Annotated in this window: 12 protein-coding genes; 8 read left to right on the top strand and 4 right to left on the bottom strand. The window is 59.4% G+C overall.

Features of this window, described 5'->3' with window-relative positions:
* The first annotated feature begins 94 nt into the window (after positions 1-94).
* Genes Q1A52_RS03505 through Q1A52_RS03495 form a run of 3 tightly spaced genes read left to right on the top strand, consistent with a single transcriptional unit; the run spans position 95 to position 17,322 of the window.
* Positions 95-9,931 (top strand): hypothetical protein, encoded by a 9,837-nt coding sequence (locus Q1A52_RS03505; RefSeq protein ID WP_300010918.1) that lies wholly within the window; start codon positions 95-97, stop codon positions 9,929-9,931.
* Entirely contained in the window at positions 9,928-16,467 is a 6,540-nt protein-coding gene (locus Q1A52_RS03500) for a hypothetical protein (protein WP_300010915.1), read from the top strand. The genes Q1A52_RS03505 and Q1A52_RS03500 overlap by 4 nt, the downstream gene beginning before the upstream one ends.
* A 36-nt stretch (positions 16,468-16,503) precedes the next feature.
* The gene (locus Q1A52_RS03495; RefSeq protein WP_195819304.1) at positions 16,504-17,322 is read left to right on the top strand and encodes a hypothetical protein; all 819 of its coding nucleotides are present in this window, start codon (positions 16,504-16,506) and stop codon (positions 17,320-17,322) included.
* Positions 17,323-17,481: 159 nt separating this feature from the next.
* Here Q1A52_RS03495 and Q1A52_RS03490 read toward each other — a convergent pair whose 3' ends face one another.
* Genes Q1A52_RS03490 through Q1A52_RS03480 form a run of 3 tightly spaced genes read right to left on the bottom strand, consistent with a single transcriptional unit; the run spans position 17,482 to position 19,303 of the window.
* Positions 17,482-18,291 carry an ImmA/IrrE family metallo-endopeptidase gene (locus Q1A52_RS03490; protein WP_300010911.1) on the bottom strand — a complete coding sequence of 270 codons (810 nt, stop codon included), beginning with the start codon at positions 18,289-18,291 and terminating at the stop codon, positions 17,482-17,484.
* Entirely contained in the window at positions 18,288-18,707 is a 420-nt protein-coding gene (locus tag Q1A52_RS03485) for a hypothetical protein (protein ID WP_300010908.1), read from the bottom strand. Before Q1A52_RS03485 ends, Q1A52_RS03490 begins: the two co-directional genes overlap by 4 nt.
* Positions 18,704-19,303 (bottom strand): hypothetical protein, encoded by a 600-nt coding sequence (locus Q1A52_RS03480; protein ID WP_300010905.1) that lies wholly within the window; start codon positions 19,301-19,303, stop codon positions 18,704-18,706. The genes Q1A52_RS03485 and Q1A52_RS03480 overlap by 4 nt, the downstream gene beginning before the upstream one ends.
* A gap of 165 nt (positions 19,304-19,468) precedes the next feature.
* Here Q1A52_RS03480 and Q1A52_RS03475 point away from each other — a divergent pair, with 165 nt between their 5' ends.
* The 3 genes from Q1A52_RS03475 to Q1A52_RS22840 are packed head-to-tail and all read left to right on the top strand — an operon-like array spanning position 19,469 to position 22,159.
* Positions 19,469-20,371 (top strand): multiubiquitin domain-containing protein, encoded by a 903-nt coding sequence (locus tag Q1A52_RS03475; protein ID WP_300010902.1) that lies wholly within the window; start codon positions 19,469-19,471, stop codon positions 20,369-20,371.
* Positions 20,371-21,762 carry a ThiF family adenylyltransferase gene (locus Q1A52_RS03470; RefSeq protein ID WP_300010899.1) on the top strand — a complete coding sequence of 464 codons (1,392 nt, stop codon included), beginning with the start codon at positions 20,371-20,373 and terminating at the stop codon, positions 21,760-21,762. The genes Q1A52_RS03475 and Q1A52_RS03470 overlap by 1 nt, the downstream gene beginning before the upstream one ends.
* A 1-nt stretch (position 21,763) precedes the next feature.
* Positions 21,764-22,159: a DUF6527 family protein gene (locus tag Q1A52_RS22840; protein WP_367277988.1), complete on the top strand. Its 396-nt coding sequence runs from the start codon at positions 21,764-21,766 to the stop codon at positions 22,157-22,159.
* A gap of 119 nt (positions 22,160-22,278) precedes the next feature.
* Here the strand turns inward: Q1A52_RS22840 and cas13a are convergent, their stop codons facing one another.
* Positions 22,279-25,596, bottom strand: a complete 3,318-nt coding sequence (cas13a, locus tag Q1A52_RS03465; RefSeq protein ID WP_300010896.1) for a type VI-A CRISPR-associated RNA-guided ribonuclease Cas13a — start codon at positions 25,594-25,596, stop codon at positions 22,279-22,281.
* A 123-nt stretch (positions 25,597-25,719) separates the two neighbouring features.
* Here cas13a and Q1A52_RS03460 point away from each other — a divergent pair, with 123 nt between their 5' ends.
* Positions 25,720-26,139: an antitoxin Xre/MbcA/ParS toxin-binding domain-containing protein gene (locus Q1A52_RS03460; protein WP_300010893.1), complete on the top strand. Its 420-nt coding sequence runs from the start codon at positions 25,720-25,722 to the stop codon at positions 26,137-26,139.
* 47 nt (positions 26,140-26,186) lie between these two features.
* Positions 26,187-26,840 (top strand): RES family NAD+ phosphorylase, encoded by a 654-nt coding sequence (locus Q1A52_RS03455; RefSeq protein WP_300010890.1) that lies wholly within the window; start codon positions 26,187-26,189, stop codon positions 26,838-26,840.
* The last annotated feature ends 25 nt before the right edge of the window (positions 26,841-26,865 follow it).

Here is a 26,865-nt window from a genome sequence, read left to right as displayed (position 1 = left end):
AGTAGCGTCAATTAAACTTACCCGGCGCGGATTTATTGGCGCCACCGCTGCGGTTCCTTTTGCGGCGCATGCTGAATTCATCTTCGAGAATAGCGTGTTGGAACCCGAGCACGTAGATCTTAGCTTTTCCACCACGGACGGGCTGTTAAAGGTCGCGATAGAGGAAGGTCAATCGCGCGAGCGGCAGGCTTTCTGGTCGCGACTTGGGGTCAACACGGTGCGACGTGCGGCTCCTGAAGAAGACGATGCGAATGAAAGCGCTGAGGTTGAGCAGCGGACTGGCCCTGTTTGGAGCATTGAGACGGCTCGGTTCGGGCCGGAAACAAAGGTTCGATTTCGCAATCAACGGACACCGGAGGGGCGGCGACGCTATACGGTGACGCTGCACGACGTGTCTTACGGACGCGTATCCGGGCGGACAGTACGTTTTATCTTCGACGAGCACCTTGAGGTCGATACCGAGGGTCGAGAGCTCTTCGAAGACATGAAACGGAACCCAGATGCCGTGGGCAGGGTGATCAAGGAGCGGCTGGAGAAGCTGACGGTTGATGCTGTGCCAATGCGGCGGGTCTACACGATCCGTGCGGCAACCGATGTCTGGTCGCTCAGGAATGCGCCGACATCGAAACGCTGGTTCGAACTGGAGCCAGCCGAGGAGTATGATGCCGAGGCGCAGATCGACGGCGCGTTGAGGCTCGACGCCTGGGTTGCGCAGGCACCCAAGCGCAGAAATGGCACGCAGACGCCCTTCGGGTTCTCGCTTCTGGTCGATGCGGGCCGGATCACTTCGACGTTGCAGCTCGTCTTCAACGGTCAGGTTGGCTACGCCGACAAGGATGCGGGGCGCAATGTTTTGTTGTCGTTCGATCAGTCCGGTACGTGGCGCGTTGCGCAGAACGGTGTCTTTCTGAACGCATTGGCGCCAGAGCTTGAGCTTTCGGATTTCATGATGCGGTGGCAGCCGGTTGGTGGAGAGCCGCTGGAGGAGGCGCCGGAACTGCCGCCGGAATCCGCGAACGGCAATCCTCCAGAAGACGATGACGACGAACCGAAGCCTGTTCCGGATATCGATGAGCGCTCCGGCCCGTCGGTCGCAACCGGGGCATTTGAGTTGGTGGCGCAGTCGCGTGTTGCGCCGGGCGATGCGCCATTGGTCTTCAAGGCCAGAGGGCTGGCACCGGGGCTGACATTGCAAATGGACCCGGACGCGAGAGGGGACAGCCAGGTGCTCTTCCGCATTTTGGAGCCGACCGAGATCAGCCCGGGAAAGGTTGCGCCGGGGCAGTTGCGCTCTGAGGCGTCGCTTCTGACCGATTGGGCCCAGATCGATATCACCGGGAATGCGAAGGCGGCCGCCGGACCGTTCGAAACCCTGCGCGGGCGATTGCTTGAGCGCGTCGATGCGCCTGCGCGCATGAACGATTTCGACTATGCGCAATGCGAGGGCAGTGTCAGTTTTGGTGGCGATTTCAAGGCGGCGGCCAACCGTCACTGGCGCATTGACAGCCCGATCGGTCCGCTCGGATTTCGCGGGCCCGCGCCGGAAGATGACGCCGAAGACGGAACGGTGGAAGATCCGTTTCGGCAACGCCATGGCGATCAGGTTCAGGCGGTGTTCTTTTGGGGACGGCAGAAGAAAGGGCCGTTTGTCCCACGTCGTCGTCCGCGAACGGACTGGATCGAGGTCAACGGTGTGCTGCGCGAGGCCGCTGTTGAACTGGAGGAGGCGGACTTCAACCGTCTGACATTTGCGCCGACATCGCTGACGCTGCTCTACACGCCGAACGACTTGCCAGCGCCGCAGACGAGTTACATCCGGTTGGCCGCTCCGAAGGGGGCTGAAGAGATCGGACAGTTGGATCTGTCCGACGCAGCACTTGTGGCGTCACGGACGGACAATCTTCTCGGATTGACGTTCCGGTTTGGTGACATGGCGTTGTCGATGCAACGGGACCGGGCGGAGCTTGTTCGGCGAAATGCGTCGTGCCCGATCACGACGGATCGGGAACTGGACGGAAGCCACGACATACGCGACGGTCGCCCTGTGCTTGTGGTGGAGTTTCCTGGGCAGCACCTGTTTGAAGAGGCGTTCTTCCGACCGGGTCTTCAGGAACTGCCGGATGTGATCTTTGAAGGATCGACGGTCGAAGCGAAGCATCCTCAGATGATCGTGACGCCGGAGGGTGCGTCGGAGCCCGTGACCTATGTCGGTGATCGCGTGTTTCTCACTGCACTTCCGGCGGGCGCCGGCTGGCGGCTTGATCCAAACGATCGACAACAGGTTGTCGATCTTCTCCGACTTCTGGACAGCGACGACGCGAAGGTGGCGTTCCGCACCGCGTTGAATACCGCGAAGGTGGCGTTCGAAGAAGCGGAAGCGCAGGCGACTGATGGCAGGGCCAAAGCGGCAAAAGCAGCGGGTGCGCCCGATCCGGAGCCAGTTCCGCGCCCATTTGCGGAACTCTCCACAAGCTTTGTCGCGGGCTTGTCGAAATTGAACGATGTGCCGGCGGATCAGAGGGTTTACATCGGACCTTACGCGCTTGACCCCGACGTGATGCGCGTCGCGATGAAGGTTTGGCGGCAGACGTTCGAGGCAAAGCTCACCAAGTCGGCCGAGCGCCTCCTCGCCAGAGTCGCGCAGGCGGCAAGGGACCTGCATCGCGATGCAGGAAATCTCGGAGCAGCTTCTCTGACCGAGGAAATGAGGCGTATTGCTCGGGCCGATGCTTCCTTTGAGGGTGCGCTTGCGCTGGAACAACGGCTGGAAACGCAATTCCCGTCCTACCAACTTTTCCGGTCCGTTTATCGGGACCTGGTTTTGGACGTTGCATTGGAGGGGCTGAGCAACGCTCAGCAGCCTGCTGCCAGGGACAAGACACCCTTCGATACGTTTGCTGGAATTGCCGACGTCGCGCCGGAGTTCATCGAAGCCACCCATGCCGATGTTTTTGATGGGACACCTGCGTGGATGGGACAGCTTGGCCTCACCGACGCGATGATCCAGGCTGTGCGCGAACGGGCCAAGGCAGAATTCGTCGAAGCTCTGAAGGGCAAGGAGCCTCTTGACATGCCGGCGCGCGGGCGGATCGCAAATCCGTCGCGGTTGGCGTTTCGCGTACGGTGCCGTGACGGCATCTCGGTGGCGCGCAACAGGGTTGCCACGCTCGATATTCCGTCGGATGCGCGTGCCGAGGAAGTGCGGGACCGGTTACCATTTTCGCTGTCGAGCCTGACGCGGTTTTCCGACTTCGACCTTTCGGTTGTTCGCCGGGCTCAGGCCGTCTATCGCCCCAGCGAGACAGGGCGGATCGACGTTGCCTCGCGCCGCCGCCTCGATCTCTCGCAGGGCGCTCGGCTCGATCTCCTCAACTTCACTTCGGGTCCCTTCGTGACGTCGGGCACACGTCTTGGCGAGATCGCCAGATCGCTGACCGATGCTCCACATCTGCGGGAAACGGCCATCGAGATCCCCGCACGCCTCACGCTTTCGCCCGATCAGAACGCTGTTGTCGTGGTCAACTCCGGTGAAGTTCCCGATGGTATCTATTGCAAGCCGGAGAAGCACGACGAGGACGACAAGAACAACGGTTGTCACGGGATACCGTTGTTCGAAAAGAAGCCCTATGTGCCGCTCTGGTCAGCCGAGTTTCTGACGGGCGACGTCGACCCCAACCTTCGGGCCATTCATTCTCCCGACCTGCGCCCGGACGTTTTCACGGCGCGTGCCCAAAGGAAGCTGTTTCCGGCATTCGATGCGACGGCGAAGAACCCGCCGTATCCGGCAGAGGCCGCCCGAAAACGGTTCCCCGGCGCAAGCGCGCCGCCACGTGGGCCGATTGCGCCTTGGCACATCGGCGAGCACCAAACCCAAACCCGTGCAATGGGTGTGCAGGACGTCAAAGATCCGCTTCCGACACAACCCGCGTTGTCGCGGCTCTTTGCCTATCTTGCCGGAGAGAAGGAGCGCCGCGATGGAATTGATGCACGCGACATGAAGTTTCGTGCCGCCATCGATGCCTATGCGCGGCATGAGTTGGTTCTGTTGAGTTCGGGCTGGGGTCTTCCAGTTCTCGGGCGACGCAAGCCTAACGGTCAGCTTGTCGCCGACTCCGGTCAATCCGAGCCGGAACTCCGCTACCGTCTGGCGGACGTCGAAGAGGGTAGCGCACTCTATGAGCCTCGGACACTTCAGACGATTGAACTGTCTCTGACTCCCATTGGCGGAACGCTCCGCCATGCCAGCAGCTTCGAACCCTTTGCGGCCGCTTTCGACAGCCATGGCGATGCGCTTTTCGACGCTGTGTCAGTGGAAAGCTGGCAGCAATGGACGAACCTCGGGCGAGATGTGCATTGCGAGATTGTCTACAAGGGGTTCCTCTGGCCGATTGGTCAGCGGGCGTCGCTGGTTCAGGTCACGGAGCGCGAGTTCTTCATCGACCCGGCGACGGGTGCTATCCGGGCGGCGCTGCGTCAGCGATTGTTCATTCGCGTCGGCAAGGCGGAAAAGCTGTTCCCGGCGCTGAAGCAGCCCGCGCAAGGGCGGCGGTTCCCGGTTGAACGGCTGAAAAACCTCACGACGCAAACACCGGACATCGTTGATCCGTCTGATGACGAACTCAGGCAGACTCAGGAGGCCTTGGCTCTTCCGGGCGGGCGCGTTCAGTTGGGGCAGGCCGCAAAGGGGTTGGTCTTCTGGCCGCGAACGGCAAAGTTGCCCGACGCCAACGTGCGCTTCGAGTTGGACCTCGATGGCACGGTTTCGGACATGCCGCTGCTGTTTGTCGACAACGTTGCAGCGAACGACCCGGGGACGTTGAGCGACCTCGCGGCGTATTACAATGCTTTGCCGACGCCGGATCCTTTGACCGTGACGCAAGGGCAGAGAGAGTTCGATCCGGTATTGCACGTGCGAACCCTCGACATGGGCGGCGGCAAACGGCGGTATGCAGCTGAGAAGGAAGCGGGGAGCGCGAGTGCCGAAACCCAGCTTTGGACGCTGTGTGCGACCGGGTTGTCGAGCACGAGATCGCAACCTGAAGATACCGCGAGAAAGCTCACCTGGAAGCGGCAGGAAACGGTTTTCCGGAGCGACCCGGTGTTGCAGGGAGCGGATCAGCCGCCGTTTTATCCGGCCGTCGAGTGTTGCCGCATCCGGGTTCGGCAAGCGGAACGGTTGATCGGTCGACCGCTGTCGGGCGCGCGGGGTGGGCAGGTGATCGATGCGCGTTTCCTGCGAGCGATGCCGGATGCACATTACGTCGAGTACGGCCTTCCGGCGACGACGGGTGGCGATGGTCCGGTGGAGTATGCCATCGAGGGCAACGTAGCCGAGACGTACCTCGCGATGATCGATCAGCTTCAGTTAACGATGGGCGACAAAGGCGACAACGCCGGCGGTGTCTATCGGCCGTCGGGCCGCGTTGTCGGGTTGTCGCGCAGTCGCGGTGTGCTGACGTGGAGCGACCGGTTGAATGCGAACGGAGCGTTGGCTTGCGACAGGCTGTTGTCGGTCGCCGGAGCGTTCGAGATTGGCGAGGCTCCAAAGGCCGTTGCGAGCAACGGTGCGGGCAGCGAAGTGGAGAACCTGCCGTCGCTCTGTTCGGAAGCGCCGCCAGTTGTGATTGATCCGAACATTCAGCAAACCATTGAAAAGGCAAAGAAACTCTATAGCGATATTGTGGATGGCAACGCCAAAATCCTTGGCCTTGTCAGCATCAAGCAGTTGTTTGAGTTCATTCAGAAGCTTGATCCGCCGTCGACGGGAATGCCCGAGTTGGCGGAGCAGGCGAAGTATGGTGCGAAAGAAGTTCAATCGGCCATTGGTCAGGTGGACAACGCGGTCGGTGACGCGTTGTCGGCGCTCGATGAGACCGTCGATCTGGTGCGTACGACGGTCATTGTGCCACTTGCGGAGGCTATTCACGACATCCGCGAGGGCTGGGACGAACTGGACCGTGATATCGAGCGGTTTGCCAAAAAAGTCCCGGCAAGGCTGCTCGGAAACATTTCGTTTGCCAAGATTTTCCCCGATCTGCACTGCACGCTCGTGGCCTTCGACGCGGCATTGGCCCGCGCTATCGGCGCGGCAGATGCCATCGCGTTCACGCTTGCCGTCAGCGAAGTCTTCGCGGCAGGCCGCCGTTTTCTCGACGCCCTGTTCCGCGCGGCCTCGGACCCGGGTCGCCGAATAGAGGCGGGCTTGCGCGGCGGGATCGAAGGGATCCTGGAACTTATCAACGTTCTGGAGGAGCGGCGCGCGGAATTGGTCCTGGAGCTTGCAAGCCAGTACCTCGAAGAAGATGCGAAACTGATCAAGACCTTTGCCGACATCGCGCTCTATTTTTCAGGTCAATCCGACACGCTGCCCTTTGAAGTCAAAGGGTTCGCCGACAAGATCGTCACAGCGCTCATTCCCGAAGATGGCGGTCCGGCGTTTCTTCCAATTTTTGCGGTTCCACCAGTGCCGAATGCGAGTCTTTCGCAGACGTGGAACAGGCTTCAACCCACAGCAGATGAGGTCCGTGACCTACTGCGCCTGATGATCATTCTTCAGATCACAACGCGCGGTGGTTTGTCGCTTGAGGACCTGCTGGAACAGACGCGGTCAGAGTTTACAAGCCGTTTAGAAGGTCGTGCGCAACGCATTCTTGAGGGTATTCTCAACTGGCGGACTGACAGCATCACGCTCGCCGAGCAGATCAAGACCATTGCGCTTGAGCGCCTTGAGGAGGTTGAGGGTGAAGTCGCCGCTTTGGCGGACTCGGATGCCAAGAAAGCCGCGCAAGCAGCTTTGGCCGAGTATCGAACGCTGCTGGAAAGTTTCGAAAATGTCTCGCAAGCGGACGTAAAGGCGGCGCTCAAGAGGTGGATCAAGACCGGCTTCAGCGACGAATGGAACCTCTTCAGGGACACAGAGCGCCATGTGCGCGAAGCGGTTGCCGGGATTCAGGCCGGAGACTTCGAACTGGCGTTCAACGCAATCGTCCGGCTGGCGGAGTTGCACTTCGGACCGATGACCGGGTTCGAGACGCTTTGCAAGCAGACGCTTGAGCCGTTCCAGGAGGTCGCGACTGCAATCTACCCGGGGAGAAATGGTATCCACGCGCAGATTGCCGAGAAGCTTGGCGGCTTCAACAGCGCTGTCACGGGGCTCAAAGCGCAGGTCGACGGCGCTCGCTCCGAGATTGCTTCGGCTCGAAGCCAGCTTGATGCGGTAGCGCCGGAAGTCGAAGCACTGGGTGCGGAAGCCCAGCAACTGCTGCAACAGGCGAGAAGAGTGATTAATGTGCAGTTGCAGCATGTTACAGCCGCACAAGGCGAACTCGCCGCTGTTGCCGGCGCGATAGAAGCCACTGTTGCCGATGTTGCGGCTGACAGGGCACGGATGGTGCGGTTTGCCGAGAAGTTTGAACTGCTTGCAAACTTCGAATGCAATCTGGACAGCTTCGGCAAGCTTGGCGATCTCGACAGTATTCACCGTGATTTCCGCCAGATGATCGTTGAGCGGCGCGCGCTCATGCAGCGGGTCGTTGAGCGGGCTGCTGCTATCGCCACGTCTGTTGAGAAGCTGGTGAACAATCCGGCCGTGCAGTTGGCCGCGGGTGGGGGCGTAGCGACATTGGCTGCGAGTGAACTCGCGAGGGTCATGAGCCTTGGCGACTTCACTGAAGAACTCGAAACTTCAGCACAGGCCCTGGTGACAAACCTGAACAACCGGCAAGCGGCATTGCAGGAGCGTGCCAATGCCTATGTGGATCAGGCCGTTGCGCTGTTGCTGACTCACACTGAGGAACTAAGGAAACTTCTCGAGAGCGCCAAGACGATGCTTCGCCGCGCGGCGGGGCAGGCGAAGCCCGCTCTTGTGACGCAACTGGAAGCTCTCCTTGGCACAAGCATCAAGGAAGTAACCGAAGACATCCTTGAGGTGCTCGACGAGTATACCGACTGGCTTGCCAAGGTGCGTGTCGAACTGGAGAAGGTGCAATCTGCGGCGCCTAACGCTAGGGCAGAGGCGCTTGCAAAAGCGGAATTCGCGCCTCCGGACAAACCAAATATCAACCTGCTGAGGTTTCTGCAAAGCCCACCCGATCCAGGCATCGCCAAGTTCGACGTGGTCAACGAGATCGAAAGACGTCTGGTCGAGGCGCTTGAGGGACTTGCCGATCAGGGCGCAGTTCTGTTTACCGAGGTCAGCAGTCAGGTGGTTGATTTTGCCAACGATGCGATTGCCAAGGTTCTGAATGCGAAGCTTGGAATCCAGTTCCCTTCCCTCGATTTCGACTTCCCGCCTCCGGCCAACGGCGAGGAAGTACAGCCAAAGTTCGCTGGGAAGAACGGCCCAGAAAGCCTGTTAGAGGTCTACCAACAGTTCTGCGACTTCAGAAACGGAATTGCCGGTCTCGAAGCGGTTCAGGCTTTTGGCGTGAGCGACGTACTATTTGTCGAACCCGATGGACGTCCAGAAGTGCCTGGCAGATACATGCCTGCCAGGGGCGGAAATCTGGAAGGTACCAACGACCGCCTGGCAGGCGACGTCGCCTGGCTGGAACAGTTGGCGACAGAAGGCGGGATCAAACTCACCACCAACAAATCCGACGACGTCTACACCTTCCTTCAGGCGTTTCTCAACGAGTGGCGTGTTCTTCGTCCGACGCCGGTCGAGATCGGCAGCAACATCGAGGACATCGTCACTGAGTTCCTCAAGGGCGATCTGTTTGCGGCGATTGATTTTACCGATCTGCGGGATCAGGTGGAGGATTACATCCTGAGCCTTGTGCCGACGCAGATCGACATGAGCTACGGCTACGGTGTCGAGTTGGGCGACAAGGTGCGGCAGGCGACGGCGGGCATTTTTGCGCCGGGGTCCGGGTCGAAACTGACCATCGAGGCGGGGATCAAGATTGATCTCGGGTTCGACAAGGCGGCGGTTCATGCGAAGACGGTCGGTCGGCTCGACGCCTTTGACGTGAAGCTGGTGGGCGATGCCTTTGACGCGCTGACGCTGAAGTTCAACGGCGCGACCTTCACCGCCGAAACCGGCAAGAAGATGCAGTTCGAGATTTCGTATTCGGATTACGAGATCGGGCCGATGCTGGAGTTTGTCCAACAGTTCCAGAGCTTCCTCACCCCGAAAGGCAACTCGGGTTTCTATCTGGAGCCGCAGTTTTCACCGCTCGGCGTCGAGGCGGGCTATATTCTCAACCTGGGCGATTTCTCGGTCGGGGCGATGGCGATTTCGAACGTCGGACTTGCGACAGCCGCGATCCTGCCGTTCGAAGACAAGGATGCGCGGTTCAAAGCGTCACTTTCGACGAGATTAAGCCCATTTACAATAACTTACACGCCATATGGGGGCAGCGGATTCTTCGGCATAGAGGCCAATGCCAACGGCATTTTGGGCTTCGAGGCGAGCTTCGAGTTCGGTGGCTCCGCCGTGTTCGCGTTTGGGCCACTGACGGGGCAAGGGCGGTTGATGGCGGGGTTCTATATTCGCCAATCGATTGCCGACAACGGACAGAAGCTCACCGAACTCAGTGCCACGTTCTTCGTTGGGGGAACGGCTCAGATTTGGGTGTTCTCGTTTGCGGCGTCTCTCTCCGTTCGGCTTGGAATGGTCAACGGCGACATGAGTGGCGAGGCCATTTTCTCGTTCTCGTTCTCGATGGGACTCGCGGATTTCGAGTACTCGGTCGTGTTGTTCAAGAAGGAGGCGAAAGGTTTCAGCGGTCAGCAGCAAGCCAGCCTTCGTAACATGCCGTTCGGTCAGAGCGGCATGCGCTTTGCCGAACTCGGTCTGAGTGCCGAGGGGCTGGAGCAGCTCGACGACAATGTGCCGCGCATTGATACCCGCACCGCATGTCAGGCGCGGAACTGGCGCAGGTATGCAGATTATTTCACCGACGACGTTGCCGAGGACCTGTTTGAATGAGAACCGACCTGACTCCCGAGGAACTCGAAGAACTGGACATGCCGCGAGTGCGCATTCATGCGCGGATCGTTCCGAACGGCGCGGTGAAAAGGCCGTCGAGTGACGACAGTTGCCCGGTTGACGATTGCGGCGATACTAAGCTCCGCGCCACACTGCTTCTGACGCCCTATTTCGACAAGGCCAATAGCTCTGACGGAGTTGCGCTCGACCGGTGGCCGGAAGAAATCCACAGGCTTTTGACAGGTCCGATCAAGGGAATGATCGCGACTGTGCCACACAAAACAGGTTCGGGCCGGGTTTGTGACGGATTGCAGCAGGAGGTGGAATTCACCGCGCCCGGGCTGGCGCGCCTTACCTTGGAGGACCTTGAAACACTGTGCGATACTTGGGCCGGTTCGATCTGGAAGTACGATCTGGCGGACAAGGACGGGATCATTAAGGGCGCAAAGATCGCAAAGAGTGATTGGGAGGGACTCGGAACGCGGATCAGCCGGTCGCTCGATGGAGGCGCGGTTTCGTCGTCGGGTATGGGCTCTGGTGATGGCACGAACACGCCTCCCGACGCATCGCTTTACGGCCCGGACGGTCAGGTCGCTCCAACGGAGGAGGCCGGGCGGGCCAAGATGAAGGTCGTGGCGGCGCTCGACATCCGCCACGCGGACCTCGCGGTCACACTGGAAAACCAGCGGGCGTTGGCGCTTTCAGATTCGCTGAAAGCGGCGTGCAAGGAAGAGGTCGCGCGGCTTCCGAAGCCATTGCGTCGTCGGACGTCCGCTGTGAGCGATCAGGTGCTTGAGGGCGACAAGCTCCGGCACGTGGACGGCCAAAGCCCGCTGCGCGATCTGGCCGATAAGGTCATCGAAGAGAAGCCGCGTGGAGCGAATGAATCCTTCGACGACTACGCACTACGGTTGTCGGAGTTGTTTCCGAGGATGCCGCACGAAGACACGACGAAGTATCCGATGGGAAAGCGGAAATACGAGGTTGAAGAGGTCAAGGCGGCGCTTTTGAGCAATGAAGACCTGATTGCTGAACTGCGTCGACGTCGCAGGATCGCGGAGCGGACCGCGTTGTTCAGTGATTTGACGGACGAGCGCAATACTTCGGTCTCGCTCTACACAAAAGCGAAGGGCATCTTGGAGGAAGGGGCGCAGCAAGATTGCGTCGAACCTTCCGCTCCTGAATGGCAAAACGGCGTGACCCCAGGCGACGCGGCCAATGGCGAGGACCGGTTTGACGATCTGACCGCCGCAGCACGGTATGCCAATTGGCAGCAATATCGGACCAAAGAGGACGAAGAGGCGCAGAAGGACGTAAAGTCCGAGACGTCCGAAAGCCTCGATGCGGCGCAGCGGAGTTTCTTCACGCTGCAATCGACGCCGACGCTCGCGCGCGCTGCCATGCTGGCGGTGGATGTCGAACTGGATCTGACCGTCAACGGTAATGCGGAGGCGCTGAAGGAAGCGGGCAACTACGCGCATCTTTGTGTTGATCTGAACGAAACTGCTGATCGGTCGATAGAAGCCGATTTGCCGCGTCCCTGGACGCTTCTGCGGGTCACCGAGCCTGAGCGCAACGCGACTTGTTATCACTTCTGGCCCGTTTCCCGCGAGGAAGCCGACTGTCGGGGGGACGCATCAAGCGCACCGGCGGAAGGCCGGACGCGCCACTATGGCGGTCTGATGGTCATGGGGTTTGGTTCGGGCAACGAACTGACGAGCAAGACACCGCGTTTTGACATCACGAGCCTCGATATCCGCACCGCGATGGAGCTGGAAATCCAGCGGCGCAGCATCGAACAGGCGAATTCCGAGGCCGAAGAAGAGGTCAAAACGCAAGAAGAGACAAACGCGCGTGAGAAGACGCCGGGTGCGGCGGCCACGGCATCCAATGCTCTTCCGCCCGGTGTCAATGAGCCAGGCGACGGGGCAGGGCTTGATGACGAAGGTGACCGACAGGACGTCGGTCTCACGCTGCTTGACCGGGGCCTTTGTGCTCAGGCTATTCGCAAGATGGCGGCCCGCGATGCGAAGCTGGCGGATAAGGGACAGATTGCCACCTGTGTTGTCGATGGGCGCACTTCCATCGTGCTCGACGGGGAAGATCTGACGACCGGTTACCGTTTCTTCATTGGCACACCGGGAAGCGTGTGCACCAAGTGGCATCCGATGATGTCGCGGGCGATTGAATTTGGCACAACCGGCCCGAAATGGCGAAACTCCGGACGGATCGAGCGCGTGCTCACGCGGTTGATTGGTCGGGCCGGCTCATCGGAGCGGGTCGCCCTTGAAAGCGCGGCGATGAACGTGCCCGGACGGATGCTGCCCAAGGCTGCCACACCCAATGCCGATGACGAGCTCGAAACCGAAGCTGTTTTCGAGCAGGCGGTATCGGTCTGGGACGGCGGCCCGATGGGCGTCGAGTGCTCCACGCAGCCGGGTGCAGAGAAGACGACGGCTGACGTGCTGATTTTCGGACGTGAGTTGAGCATTCCTGACGGCGACGACTACCAGATCCCGCGATTGCGCTACGGACGCCCGTATCGGTTTGCGCTCGCTGCTGTATTTTCTGGCGGACGGTCGTTGGACGGTGCCGATTTCCCAGATGATACCAGCAAGACCGATACACGTGCGGACCTTTATTACCCGTCGACGCGTATGCAGGCGGCGTCGCAGAAGTGTGTAGACGGGGACAATACCTGTGTAGGGCCAAATGTCCGGCCTTATGTCCGAGCTCTGCGACAGGCGAAAATAGGTGCGCCTCAAGTGTTGATGCCGGAGGGGCATGCCGCAAGGACCAATGGCCCCATGGGCCCCGATCAGGCTGGTCTGATGCTTGTGCGGAGTACTGATGAGAACGAGAAGAACCCAAGAGACAAGCGGTTCACATCACGCGGGCAACCTGCCTCTGCGCGTCGCGTCATCCTGATCCCGTCGATCCCGTTTGCGCGCGCGGCGACGCATATGGGTACGCCGGATGAAAAGGCGGGGCCTTCCTCGCGGCCTGAAGACCCAACTCGGGGAGTCTTTGACGATCTGGAAAGGACGCCGACCTCCACTGGTGGTCTGACTTTCGTGCGGCAACAGAAGGGCGGTTGCGGGTTCCCTTCGGTGAAAACCACATATCTCAAGGGCCTGAATGGCGGACAGCATTTTTTAACGCGCAGTATTGAAGACGCGCCTTCGGATCAGTCGCTTTCGGAAGGTGAAGACTTTGACGGTTCGGTCTTTGCTGCCGGATTTTCGCCCGACAGCGCCTACTACCCCGATCCCGCTGCGGAGGCTTTGGTCGTGCGCGCGCGGATGCAAGGGGGCACGGGTGAATGGATGACGATGGTACAGGACAACACGTCGGAATCGGGTGGGATTGCACCGATTGACCTTGTTGGGGGCCATACTTATCCGGATCGCCGCCGTGTTCTTCTGACGCTAAATCGCAGCAAGACCCGCGAGAAAGTCCCGAGCATGCTGGACGAAATCATGGAGTATCGCCCACGCATGTTTTTCAACCCGGCGCATGAAGGAAGCGGCGGGTCGTCAGGGAAGTTTCTGGCCCGTGAGTTGATCCTCAAACTGGCCCCGCACGAATGGGTCGACATCGAATTGTGGCTCCTGCCGAGCGCCAAGCGTCTCGCGAGGGATTTCTCGGTCATTCAGGCTCTGGGCGTGCAGCTTTCCCAGGTGGGTGAGCAGTCTGTTGCATCGAGTCTTCAGGCAGTGTGCAAGGGCGCGAACCTTTGCCTGCCGCAGGAGATGCTCGAAGGTCTCATCTCCGAGCTGCAAAGCGGTGTGGAGGGCAAGGCGTTCTTTGGGCCAGGTGGTGTCAGTGCGCCGTCGATGCAGACGCTTCTTGCATTGGCGAACGCTGTGCGGAAGTGCATGATCCGACACCCGATGCCTGAAATCTCGGCCGTGTCGCGGCTGCGTGCAGTTCATGCATCGAACCGTGCCACAATCCAGCCGGTCATCGCTGAAGCCGGGTCGAATGAGCACTTCAACGGAACTGAGTTCGCAGCTCAGGCGCCAACTGGGGGCGAGGCGCCCAAGCCGTTGCGCGCGTTCCGACCAGGAGAGAATGCTGCTGGTCCCAAGACGTACGACGCGGTAGTTGCAGCTCGGAAGAAGGCGGGAAAGAAGCCGGGTCTTGGCAAGGCGGTGCGCCCCCTTGAGATAGATGAGAATTTAAACGTCTGTACTGACGACGCCACGCCAATCACCGTCGCTGCAAAGGGATCGACGAACCTGATTTTGGACGGCGAGGTTCAGCTTGATCTGAACCAGATCGACGCGGTCGAAGTGCGCGCCCGGATGGCGTTCCCTGGGTCGACGGCCTTTGACGATCGGCTTCGCGGTCGGTCGTTGGCGCTTCGCCGCGCTGGCTGGTGGCCGCTGGTGGATGATCCGTCGGGCGCCGAACCCGGCGGCAACGACAAGGTCTTTCGCGATGCTCAAAGCCTCTTTGGTTTCCATGTTTACCCGAGTGGCCAAACCGCCTTTGATCGTGCTGAGGTGACGCTTCTCAGGGCGGAGAACCTGCCACGTCCGAGCGGCGCGGCTTGCCAACGCAAGCTCAGCTTGCGGCGGCTCTTTGAGGAGGGCGATCTCGGAAACATCCGCATCACGGAAAGGCATCTATTCCCCGATGGCAAGGCACGGCGGATGTGGATTTGGGTCAACGGACTTCCGCGCACCGCGCAGTTCATGCGCTCCGCGGACCGGCGGCTTCGAAAGGGAGACCCTTGGGTTGCGTCCGAAGGGTTGCATCATGATGTGGGCGAACTTGTCGCTGGCGAAGACCTGCGAGCGGAGGCGCAATGCAGGCTGAGCGACGAGGTCGAGGTCGTTCTCCCAGCTACCAAGCGTCCGGCGAAACCAGACGCCCGTGCACCGCTTCCAGCCTTTCGGCATGACGCGCCAGATGAAGACGCCAAGAAGAGCAGGATGCTCACTCATCACCGACGCTCGATCATCCGCATTCCGCTAGGGCGCGAATGGTTCTCTTCAGGTGAGGACGAGCGCCTCGGGATTGTCCTTTGGCCGCCGCATATCTCGCCCGCGGACAACTGGATGATCGGCAAGAACAAAGTGAAGTTGCGGAAGTCGGAAGATGACGAAACCCCACGCGAGATCGATCTGAACGATCTCAAGGAATTTCGTCTCACGAAGCGCAAGCTTGTCGATATCATCTGCGCACCGCTGAGCGGGGATGCGGTAGACGATCCGATGCCCTTTGAAGACGGTCATCTCGGGCCAGGCGGGCGATTTGTCTCGCGACGCGGAGCCGACCCTGTGCGTGAAGGCAACTACCACCGCCAAATCCTCTTCTCGCCGGGTGATTTCCCGGATCTCGATCTGGAAGAAGGTCACCCGCAGAGAGCAGAGCTCGTGCCTATGGTGGAGATGCCGCTGTCGGACGACGAGGCCCCCGAAAACGCTGCCGCAGAAGACCAAGTGCCGCCGATGATGGTGTCGCTTCTGACCTATGTGCCGCGCTTTGATCCGGAAAAGGAGACTTGGTACGTTGATGTTACGCTGGAAGACAGCGAGGCCGCCGAAACCTTCGTGCGTTTTGGTCTGGTGCGCTATCAGCCGCACACGCGCCCTGCTCTAAGGTGTTCGCGGCCCGTTAGACAGTTCGTCCAGCCGCTTCCCGAGCGCATCGTCGACGTCACGCGCATTCCCGAAAGCGAGGGAGATGGCATTCGGATCAGGATGTGCGGACCTACATTCTATCGCCGTCGGATCAGCCATGCGCTTCAGGGGCATTTGAGTTCGCTTTCGAAGGCGGCAGATGGTGCGGCTGCCACCATCCCTCCCGGAGCAGGCGCATCTATCCCGGATGGAATGGAAGAAGAAATGAAAACGCCGGCGGAGTTGGCGCTTGAGCGGGGGTGTCGGCTCGAAGACCTCGCAGACATTGTTCAAGGTGCGGATGCAGCACCTCGGATGAAGGTAACGGTCTTTCGGGAAGGCAAGGATGCACATGGACGGACCTATCGCGAGACAGTGCCGCTGCCCGTGAGCGCCGCAGGTCGAGGCAGCCATCTGTTGTTGCCGCTGGATTTCGACACTGGCGTGATTGATCCCAAGGACTTCAACCCGATCAGACGGAATGATCCGGAAAGCAGGCGCGCATTTCTCAGATTGAACAAGCGTCACCCGATCAAGGCCGGTAGCGTCGCGGTCAAGGCGGCGCAGACAGCAAGGGGTGACGGAACGTGGTTATTGCAGATCCCGAAGGAAGTTTTGGAGGACCTGGACGATTTACATGTGCAGGTTGAAGAAGTCGAAGCCTTCGAACCGGCCGATCCGCAGACGGTGGAAGAGCGGGCCCGGGTTCAGGAGCCGAGTTTTGTCATGGAAATGCCGGGCAATCAAACTGGCGACGCCGCGGCGGGCGACGGTGAGGCAAGCACGACATCCGCCACGTTAGTCAGAGCGCCCGCCAGTACAGGTGGTCCGAATGCGCGCGAGCTGGGTTACCATCACAGCGGCGCCAGAATGCGGGCTGTCTTTGACTTGTCAAAACTGGACTAGTCACCTCGGTTACCGAAAGAAACGGAGAATGATGCAATGAGAACCAATCTGCTCTTCACGGTGGCGGCCCTGTGGCTCGCTGCTAGCCCCAGTCAAGCTGAAGTTTGGTCGCCGTGGGTCGATCTTGCGAATTTCAAGCCGGATGCGGCGCCTCTACAGCAGGCGCGGGCCAACCGGGGGCATTCTGCCAAGGACTACAAGGTCCAGCGGATTGATGAGGGGACCGGCAGTGCGGTCAACGTCGACGAATATGTCGTGCGGATCGATACGCTTCCATCGGGGATGAACAAGAAGCAGTTCTTCTGGCACGTTCGCAAGAACCTCAACAGCTTCTTTGACCAGTCCGTCGCCAGCTTTGATGGGTACAATGGCGATGACACCGGTGACTGGGGCTCGCAGAGCACAGCGCTCCTCGGCACGATTATGGTGTTTCAAATCAGCACGCTCGGCGGCGTGGGCAACGACGAGGCCGCTGTCGTTGTGTCGAGAACCAGTGAATTCTCTTGGGTGTTTTCCCCTGTGACTGATGAGGCGCTGGTATTGGGTTTTGGAGATCACCCGGTAGCCGGAAACCGGGAGTTTGGGCTTCGTGAAGTTGGTGGTCATATGGAGTTCTACACGCGCGCCTTTGACCGCGTGTACCCGAGTCTTGTCAGTGCAGCGGAAGAAACGGCGTTCGAAGGGGCGGACAAGCTTTGGAAGAGCCTTCAGACCAATCTGGAGAGTTATGTGAACTCCAACGGTGGTTCGGCGACGAAGCAGGCGCCGAACGTCCCGGGCGGAACCGTCCCGGCGAACAAGCCGCAGTACGCGGTGGTGTGTGCGGATGTGGCAGTGTCTCTCAGTTGTAACTGAGGGGCAGGGCGTCGCGGCTTGCAATCGCGATTGGGATTAACAAGCCGGCAACGAGACTTTTTGCAGCGCCCGTCGGGCGCCAGCTAGATCCATCGTGATTGGCGGTCCGAGCTTCGAGCTCGACACACGAGTTTCTCGATCTGTCAACAAGATACCGTCCTACCAGCGCTGCGACTGGCTTGCCGACAGAAACATATCGACCGTTTCAGGGTACACGAGTGTGAGCACCTCCCTGTGTTCAGGCTGCGATCGGGCGCCCGAAAGCATCGAATGGGCATAGACGTTGAAATCGGCCGCCTGATAATGCCCAAAAAAGCCGCTTGCTGGATATAGATGTGCCCGTGGGGCTGCCGCCTCACCACCAAACAGCAACTCCATTACACCTGTGTCCGGGTCGTGGTTCTTGCGCGGCATCCAGCCTTCCGGCCACGACGGCGACCTCCGAAACCATTTCCGGCCTTTTGGCCCGTAACAGATGAGCATCGTCTCCCTCGGGCTGAGATCAATGAAGCGAAGGGCCGTTGCCTTACGGCTAACATCGAAGGTCTCTGCGAGCTCATCTATGGTGACAAATGAAGGTCTTCGGGTATCGCGCATACGCGGCAGAAACATGAACCTGGGCATGATGAGCTGGGCAGCATACCGATCCGCCTCGCGCTCCTTTGCCTTGGCTCTGCCGTTGACCGATCCGATGTCCTGCTTGGCGCAGGTTAGGATCTGATTGCGATGTTTTTTCCAATGGCCGATTTCATGGGCGAGCGAAAACCGTGCGCGCCGTGCGCCAAATCGGTCATCCACGGTGATGATCGCCTTGTCCTGCACGCCGGTGATCTTGGCCTCGCAGCTCTCCAGCTGGCGAAACCTGACCTTCGCGCCCATGGTCCAGGCGATCGTTTCCAGATCGATTTGGCCCGGCTCCGAAATTCCGTAGCGGATAAGGTGGTGCTCGGCATCCGATAGCACTTTCACGGGTCACCCTCTCCTGGCAATGCTACACCAAGCTCGCGAAAATCCGCCAATAGGTCGAGCACTTCCGGGTCCGACATTGGACCTTCACAGGCATTGCGGGCAGCCTGTGTAAGGCTTGGCTGCTCGCGTGCGATCCGCGCTACAATGACGCGTGCTTCCGTGGCGGTGACGACGCGACCATGAGACGATGCCATGCGATCGGCATTCATTTCGTCGCGCGCGCGTGCAAGGGCCTTTCGTCCTGCCTTCATCCGGGCGCTGTCCAGCAGACTGTCGAATGCGCGTCCTGCATCTTCTGCAGTAATTCCATCCTCTTCGAGATCGGCGAGGATCTCCTCGTCGCTCATGTTGAGAATTGCATCGACGACATTATCCGTCAGATCAAACAGCTCTTCACGTTTGGATTTGGTCGTCATGATTGGCTCCGTTCTTTTTTGAAACGATCCATCATTCGGGCAATACGCCGGTGGATCGTAGCTAGCTCCTTTTTTGTCACGCCAGCGAAGTCACATAGGTCCTGACCCCGCAGGCCATCAAACCCACCGAGCAACACAAGATGGGTTTTCTCACACCCTTTGCATTGCTCTTCGAGAAAAGCATGGAACGCCTGTTCGTGTTCGGCATGTAGCAATTCCTCTTCTGGAGTTCGGAACGTCGTATCAGCGGTTGCCGCAGTAAGAAGATCATATTCGGGGTGCTGGATTTCTGCGGCCAGCGCTTCCTTTCGGCGTTTGCGCCACTCCACGCGATTGTTCGCAAGCGAGCGCATGACACCGGAAAGGAATTTCACCAGCTCGACACCCGTGGGGCACCGGCGGCGACTTCGAGGGTTTTCCTCAATCGCCTTCATCATGGCTTCATGCAACAGGTCCTCAGGCTCGATGTCTCCAGCGACATCGGCCCAAATTTTCGAGATCTTCTTCAAACGAACTTTGTCTGTGATGCACAGCGCGCCAAGCTCGTCCCGGAGTTCTTCCGTCTCCTTGATGTCAACAGGCTCAATCGCGCCCAACGTTCCGTCCTCCTTATTGCATAGTGGGACACTCCCTAAGGCGCTTCGGAAGCGCCGATTCGGACAACTCCAGAATATATTTTTCGGCGTCGGAATCGAAGGTGAACACAAGCCTTTGTGGGTGTGAGCGGCATTCGCCACAACATCTGAAAAGGACTTAAACCAATGACTGACGACAACACCTTCCTTGACCTTGAGGCCTGCGCCCGCGAAGGGCGCCATGACCCCGGCGCGACACGCTTCCGCATCCGCATTGATGATGAACGCTATCCCATCGATGATCCCAAGCCCACGGGCCGCCAGCTGCTGGCCCTGACGGAGCAGAAACCGGTCGATGAATACCTCATCTTCCTTGTGCTTCGGGGCGGCGGATTTGAAGAAATCCGTCTCGATGAAACCGTCGACCTGACCCGGCCGGGAGCTGAACGCTTTCTGACCTTTGAGAGCGCCGCCTCCTACCGGTTTGAAATCGACGGGCAGCGGATCGAATGGGGCACCAAGCTAATCACCGGTCTCAAACTGAAAGAGATCGCCGGCGTGGATCCCGCAACCTATGCGCTTTGGCGTGAGGTTCGGGGCGGCGAGGACCAGCCGGTCTCCAACGACCAGCTGGTGGATCTGAGCGCGGACGGACTTGAACGTTTCTTCACCGTTATCGAACAGACCACGGCTGGAGATGCACAAGGTGGCGGGGCTTTGCCCCGCCGCGACCAATCCTATCTGTCGACTGCGGCCCCGGGTTTCCAGGAGATTAGCGACAAGCAGCAGATCGGGATCGTCTTGAAGGACTTCATCCTGCCGGACGGCGGTTTCGATGTCGGACAGACGGACATCCTGATCCTTCTGCCCGCAGGCTATCCAGATACGCCGCCCGACATGTTTTATTGCCACCCCTGGCTTCGCCGGGCAGCCAACGGGGCCTATCCGAAATGCGCCGACGTTCCGCATCCCTTTTCCGGGATCACCTGGCAACGCTGGTCGCGGCACAATTCCCAATGGCGCCCTGGCAAAGACGGCATCTGGACAATGATCAAGCGTGTCGAGCACGCCCTGCGGGAGGCGGTCTAATGGACTATGATGTCATTGTCCCGCAGCGGTTCCTTAAGCCATTGCGGCAAGCCGCATTTGATGGCGCCAAGGAAGGCGGCGCCTGGGCCCTGTTCAGTTCCGCGCGGGTAACCCGCGATCCGGTCACCACCAAGCCGCGTCACCGCTACATTCTGCGGCAAATCCAGCCCTTCACCGCGACCGATATCGTATCGTCATCGTCAAAACACATCACGGTGAAAACCGACACCTTCATGCCGATCCTTCGCCAGTCCCAAAGCGAAGGCTTCGCACCTGGCTTCCTGCACGGGCATCCAAGTGGATACCCCACATTCTCGAAACAGGATGACATGAACGAAATGGCGCTTTCACAGGCAACCCGGAACCGGAATGGCTCGGAGGCGAAGTTCGTCAGCCTTCTGGTGCTACCGGACGATACGCTGAAAGCGCGGGTCTGGCACAAGGACGGCGCGTCTCAAGCCGCACCCGTTTCGATCACCGGATCGCAGCTGCGCATCATGGATCGGCACCCCCTTATTGCGGATCGCGGCAGCGATCTCGACCGTCAGGCCCGGGTCTTTGGTGAACTCTTCAACGAACAAATCCAGGCGTTGCGCGTCCTGATCGTTGGGGCAGGGGGGACCGGCTCGCCCCTTGCAGTCATGCTGGCGCGGGCCGGGCTTCGCTGCCCCGTCATTCTCGATCCCGATATTGTTGAGGACACCAATTTGCACCGGCTTCACGGCGCGCGGCTTTGCGATGTCGGCCGGCCCAAGGCTGAGGTTGTCGCCGATCACATCAATGGAATGGGACTTGGCACGAGCGCCATCGGCCTACAGGGCAATATCTTGGATGCCTCACATCGCGATCTACTGGTGTCTGCCGATCTGATTTTCTGCTGCACAGACGATCACGCAGGGCGGCTCTTGCTGAACCGTTTTGCGTATTTCTATGAGACCTCGGTCGTTGATATCGGGCTTGCCGTCGAGAGAGGCGGCTCGGGAATTCGCGATATGACCGGCCGCGTCACAACGCTCTATCCCGGGGCAGCGTGCCTCTTGTGCCGGAATATCGTCGATCCTGCTCGCGCCCGCGCAGAGGAACTCCGACGTCGCGATCCGGAGGCTTTCCGTCAACAGGTCGACGACGGCTACATTCTGGGTGGAGGCGATCCGGAGCCGGCCTTCATTTCGATGACAACGTCGGTTGCAACCATGGCCATGGAAGAGATGCTGCAGCTCATGACCGGGTTCCGCAGTACTGGCGGGACAGTCACCCAGCGGCTGCGGCGATTTCAGGTTCCCGAAGACCGGCGCACCGGGGCCAAGATCGATCCGGATTGCCCGGTCTGTGGCGAAAGCGAATTCTGGGGAATTGGCGATATCACCCCGTTCCTGGACCGGGTGGCCTAAGATGATCAGAGATTTCCTTCGCACCGCTCTGGTTTCGCTACGTCTGATCGATCCGCCAGATGTCTTGCTGAGACACGTCGAGACACAACCATCTCCTGAGGACATCGGGCCGGGAGACATCGTGCTTGTTGGCGAACATGGGCAGTTGAAATGGGCGGTCTTGCGCTGTCCCGGTGAATGCGAAACCATTATGCGTCTGCCGCTCGCGCTCAACCGTCGCCCACATTGGTCCGTCAGTCGTGACTGGCTAGGGCGGCCCTCGCTTTCACCCTCGGTCCATCAGCGCAACGCATGCAGGGCGCATTTTTGGATCAGAAAAGGCGCGGTCACCTGGTGTCGCGATAGCGGATGCGGGACCAGTAGCAGCATGCAATCTCGCCTTGATCGAACCTGCTGACACCCGAGGGGTGTCAGCAGGCCATGACTAAGTCGTAACAAAACACGGATCTTAGTCCCCCGTCATATGGGGGTGATGCGGCAAATCTAACAATTCACGCGATTCCTGTCACCTGCCTCTCAGAGCATGCCCCGCACCAGCGAAACAAACTCAGGCCCGACGAGGGTTTCCGTGAACGCAGCGTCCCCCAGATGCTGAATTGTCTTTGCCTCCAGCTTGGCATTGGACAGAGCGCCATCTGATGAGTCCCAGGTCACCTCAAGACCAAATCGGTCAAACAGATCACCTACGGATACACTCACCCGGTTCGTGCGTTTACGGTCATAGCGTGTGAGAAAACGAGTCTGGTTGATCAAATCCGTCAGGCAGATGTTGCCCGCTGCGTCGTAGAGCATGCCGAAATGCGCCAGCTCATTACGGATCGCGATGCGGCTGTCGCCGCCCGTTGCGAAGTCCGCCAGAAAGAAGGCCCTCAAAGCCTCAACGAGGCGGTCCGCCGCGTTATTCTGGTCGCGTTTCCGGATGGCTTCGATGATCTGCCCACGCCCAAGCAGCCGTCTGCTTCGTGGAGAGGAAAAGACATCTGCCGGGGAGACGCCAGACCGGTACAGGACACCGAGGGTCACAAAATAAAGATCGCGCTCCCAGATCCCAACATTGTCGACGAGCTTGGCCAGTGTGGCCACCAGCAGCCGATAGGCCTTGAGATGATTTCCCAGGAGGGCATGGTGGGAGACGTCGCGATGTGCCACGATCACGGCCAGGCACTCGGCATAGGACGACTTGTCTTCGTCGCTCAATACGTGATTGGCTTTCACCCATTTGTCGTGAAGTGCTGATCTTCTCTCCTGTGCCTTGGCGACTCCTTCGCTCAGTGTTGACAACGTTTCCAGATGACCTGTCGTGATCGGGACAGCAGACAAGACCTCAATCACACGCCGCGGCGGCTCAAACCGCAGTGTTTCGCGGAGCGCCCGGACGGAGCCACGGCCCAAGGCTGCATCCCCCGTAGATCGCTTCAGGACTGTGTCTGCGAGCTCTGGGGTTTCGAAAAGCGGCTCCAACGTGGACCGGCCACGCGCGCCTTCGAGCCCCTCGAACTTGGCATCGTGGCTGCGTTCGTAGAGTGAAAGCAGTGACAAAAGCGTACCGGCCAGGTGCGCCTGAGCACCATCGCGTATGCCGGTCCTGGAGATTTGATGTGAGAGCTTGTTGACCTCATCGACGGGGATCAGGTGCAGCAGAAAGTACATCACACATTGCCAGTTTTCTGCTGTCGTTTCAGGGGCAGTGACGACCGCAATGCGGGATTTGGGATTGTCGCCTTGCCAGCCCGCCTCAATGTCAAAAGCCCATCCCAACCCGGCCTGCTCGACATAGTCCTGAAAGGCCTGCGCAATCAGATCAAGCTCGAGATCGCGCAGATACTTGCCAAGATCCCGTTCGAGCTGACGGCCGATTTGCGCCGATCTTGCCTCTGCGACGGCGGCTGCACGCAACATCGCGAAGAGATCAAAAACAGTGTCACTGTCGAGGATTTTGATATGGGCAGCGGCCCGCGCCGTCAGCTTGTCATTGCCTGAAATCCGCCGTGCTTCGTTCGTCGCGCGCACAGTGTACCGCTCGACATAGGTCCGCAGTGCCTCAGCGGTCAGATCGCAAAGCCATTCTCCGAAGCCACGCTCATAAAGAAGTTTCAGAACGAGGTGCTGGCAACGCTTTGCCGGATCGCGCAGTACCTCGGCCGTCGCCGGCCCAGGAAGTCGGAAGTCGACGTCCTTTCGCCAGTAATAAGCGTCCCGTGCCCGACACAAAACGTTTTGAAAGGATGGCAGATCGTCGAAACGGGCGTCACCTCGCGTAACGGTCTCTAGGAGTCGATCCACCTGATCCTGCCCCAGAAAATACTCGGCGCGAACCGACCGTAAATCAGCCTTCAGACGCTCATCGAGCGCCGCCGTATCATCGGCATGCAGGGATTTGACGGCGGCGAGGGCGTCAGGACTGGCGCCGTCGCCTAGAGTATTGAGCACGTTCAAAACGGATGTCAGGCCGCTGAAATGAAATGCGGCGTTGCGAAGCCGGCTCAACTCATTGAGCGCAAGCGCCATGACCTCCTGTCGAAACTCTCTCGTCGAGGTGGCGAACTTGCCGCTTGATGCGCCAAACAAGAGGGATGCGATACGGTCAAAATGGTCGACTTCCAGAGCATTAACCGCAGCTTCCCGTTCTCTTGCACCGAGAATATCCCTGTCGATCACGGCATCGGCGTCTGCCCAGTTGGTTGCCGTTCGCGCTGCAAAGCTGAGCGAGTGACGCCAGACGCGCACAAAGGCTTCGTTGATCTTGATCGCCGCTTGCCCGTCACTGGACCAGAAGGGGCTACTGGAGACATCCGCGCTCCAAGTGTCGAAAAGGTGGGCCGGGCTGTCGGCATGCCCGTCCGGCGCCGCTTCATAGTGAATGATCTTTCCAAGACGGATCAGCGCATTGACCTCCCGGTTTCGCCAATCCTCCATCAGCTCGGCAGTAAGTTCTGCTGAACTCTTCGGAAGCTTTTTCCGCCAATGAGCTTGGGGCGCTCTCAGCAGTCGTTGAAACCTGGACTTTGTCGCCTGATGCAAGGCGAAGAGACCGGGGTAATGAGACGCAGCCTCTTCGATGGAAAGGATGCTTCCATCTGATCCGGCAAAGATGCGTCCTAAGTGTTCGTGCAAGACCCGGCCCACCGCACGACGGCTTCGCGAGGCGCGCTGGCCGTCATACTTATTCATGGCCTCGGTGATCCGATTGAGAACGTCCGGCGCGGCGAAGTAGGCGGAAACATCGTCGTTGCTCCAAGGCGGACCGAGAGCAAGCTCCCCCTGCCTGAGGGCCGGAACATTTTCGGAGATGCTGTGCGCGCGGGCTGGTATCAATCCCTTTGTGCGGGGTCGTACATCCTCCCCAAGGCGCTTTTCGCCTACATAAAGATGGTGGTAGAGCCCCTGTGCGATGACGTCTGTATCGATACTGGCTGGATCGCTCTCACCGCTGAAAACATGGAACCACCGACCTCTAAAATCCAAGGCCCCGGTCGGCTCGATCTCCCGCCCATAGGGATGGATCCGCGACCACCATTCCCGCTCGAGGCGCTTGAGCCGTTTTGGTATCGCGGATAACAGATCGCGGTCCACGATGATGGACCAGGCCGCCGTCCCAATCTCCTCCCTGAGATTGTACTGGTTGAGCGAGGGAACATTGCCTTCCGCGGGCTTTGTGATGACCTTGTCGATCATCGATATCCATTGCGACAGAACCAGTTTCGGGTTTGATTCAGCGAAGTCTGCGACATCTTTCGCCTCATGACGAAACGAATTCGGGTGGATGCTGCGCCTCAGCGCACCATCCTCACCCGGTGCCGTTTTCGTGGTGCCGTATGGCTTTACAACGCGCAATCTGGCCTTTCCTTTCTCTCCGTCACATTGCCCCAAGGGCTTGACCGACACTGTTTGAAGCACCATATCGGCAGAGTGGACAAATGTCCATCTATGTGCTATGTTAGGACAAAAGGAGTGATTATGCTTCAGCCTATTTCTTCTGGCGCCAATCTGCGCGACCGCCCCGTTCCTGGTGATTATGGCAAGGACGAGCGGGAAGCGATGCAGCGCGCCATCATCAATCTCTTTGCCAAGTGGCAGGTCAAGGACGCCGATGCCGCCGTCATTTTGGGCGGGATCTCGACAAAGACGCTCCAGCGCTGGCGCGATGGCGACTACGGCCGTGTCTCGCGCGATATGGCGGACCGGATGTCGAACATTCTTGGAATCCACAAGGCGCTCCGCATCATCTTCTCCGACCCACAGCGCGGATATGACTGGATGTCGACCGAGACATCCGCCCTTGGTGGCAAGTCAGCCCTTGATGTCGCCTTGCACGGTGGCATGGAGGACCTGATCCGAATTCGCCGCTACCTGGATTCCGTGCGTGGCGGATGGTAGCGCCCAAGACGACACGTGTGACATGGCCCAAAACCCATCGCCTGGTCATGTCGCATTTTCCACCCATCGACCTTTATGACGATATCGCAGACCCGCGCGATTGGGAGGCCCTGGCGATTGCACAATCCAGGACCAACCCGCGCATCTACGAGGAGATCGGTGATCTGTCTCTGGTGCCCGTCGAACGGCGGCTTTCAGGAGAGGGCGCGTCCTGGGTCATGGCCGCCTTCACACATATTTCACCTGATCGGCAGTCGCGCTTTAGCGATGGAACCTATGGGGTCTATTATGCGGCCAAGGCTCTTGAGACCGCGTTTCGCGAGCACTCGTTTCATATGGGCCGGTTTTATGCAGACTCAAAACTGAAACCCGGTTGGATCTCAGAAGTCCGCCAGCTCATCGGATCGATCGATACAGATCTCATCGACATCAGACCGGCAGGTCATGACACCCTCCTGGATCCGGACATTGGAAGTTATCCGGCGCCACAGGCATTCGCCCGCGAGCAGAAATCCCAAGACAAAAACGGTATCGTCTATCCAAGCCTGCGGCACTCAGGAGGCGAATGCATCGCGGCCTTCTTCCCCGATGTTGTGACCCCGCCCAAGCAGGGCGATCATTTCCGGTATCACTGGAATGGGGATCGCATCGACTTTATCCAGCAACTCACCGGTGATCGTCCAATCCTGCAGATAGACTAGGTCGGTCGAGGAAGGGTCTCACGAT

It is taken from the genome of uncultured Roseobacter sp. (genome assembly GCF_947488185.1).
GTDB lineage: Bacteria > Pseudomonadota > Alphaproteobacteria > Rhodobacterales > Rhodobacteraceae > Roseobacter.
Note: the sequence above shows the minus strand (reverse complement) of the source record. Positions and strands in the feature narration are given on the sequence as shown.

Coding starts and splice junctions, on each gene's coding strand:
- Q1A52_RS03500 (WP_300010915.1), top strand. CDS start 9,928: ATGAGAACCGACCTGACTCCCGAGGAACTCGAAGAACTGGACATGCCG.
- Q1A52_RS03495 (WP_195819304.1), top strand. CDS start 16,504: ATGAGAACCAATCTGCTCTTCACGGTGGCGGCCCTGTGGCTCGCTGCT.
- Q1A52_RS03485 (WP_300010908.1), bottom strand. CDS start 18,707: ATGACGACCAAATCCAAACGTGAAGAGCTGTTTGATCTGACGGATAAT.
- Q1A52_RS03475 (WP_300010902.1), top strand. CDS start 19,469: ATGACTGACGACAACACCTTCCTTGACCTTGAGGCCTGCGCCCGCGAA.
- Q1A52_RS03470 (WP_300010899.1), top strand. CDS start 20,371: ATGGACTATGATGTCATTGTCCCGCAGCGGTTCCTTAAGCCATTGCGG.
- Q1A52_RS22840 (WP_367277988.1), top strand. CDS start 21,764: ATGATCAGAGATTTCCTTCGCACCGCTCTGGTTTCGCTACGTCTGATC.
- Q1A52_RS03460 (WP_300010893.1), top strand. CDS start 25,720: ATGCTTCAGCCTATTTCTTCTGGCGCCAATCTGCGCGACCGCCCCGTT.
- Q1A52_RS03455 (WP_300010890.1), top strand. CDS start 26,187: ATGTCGCATTTTCCACCCATCGACCTTTATGACGATATCGCAGACCCG.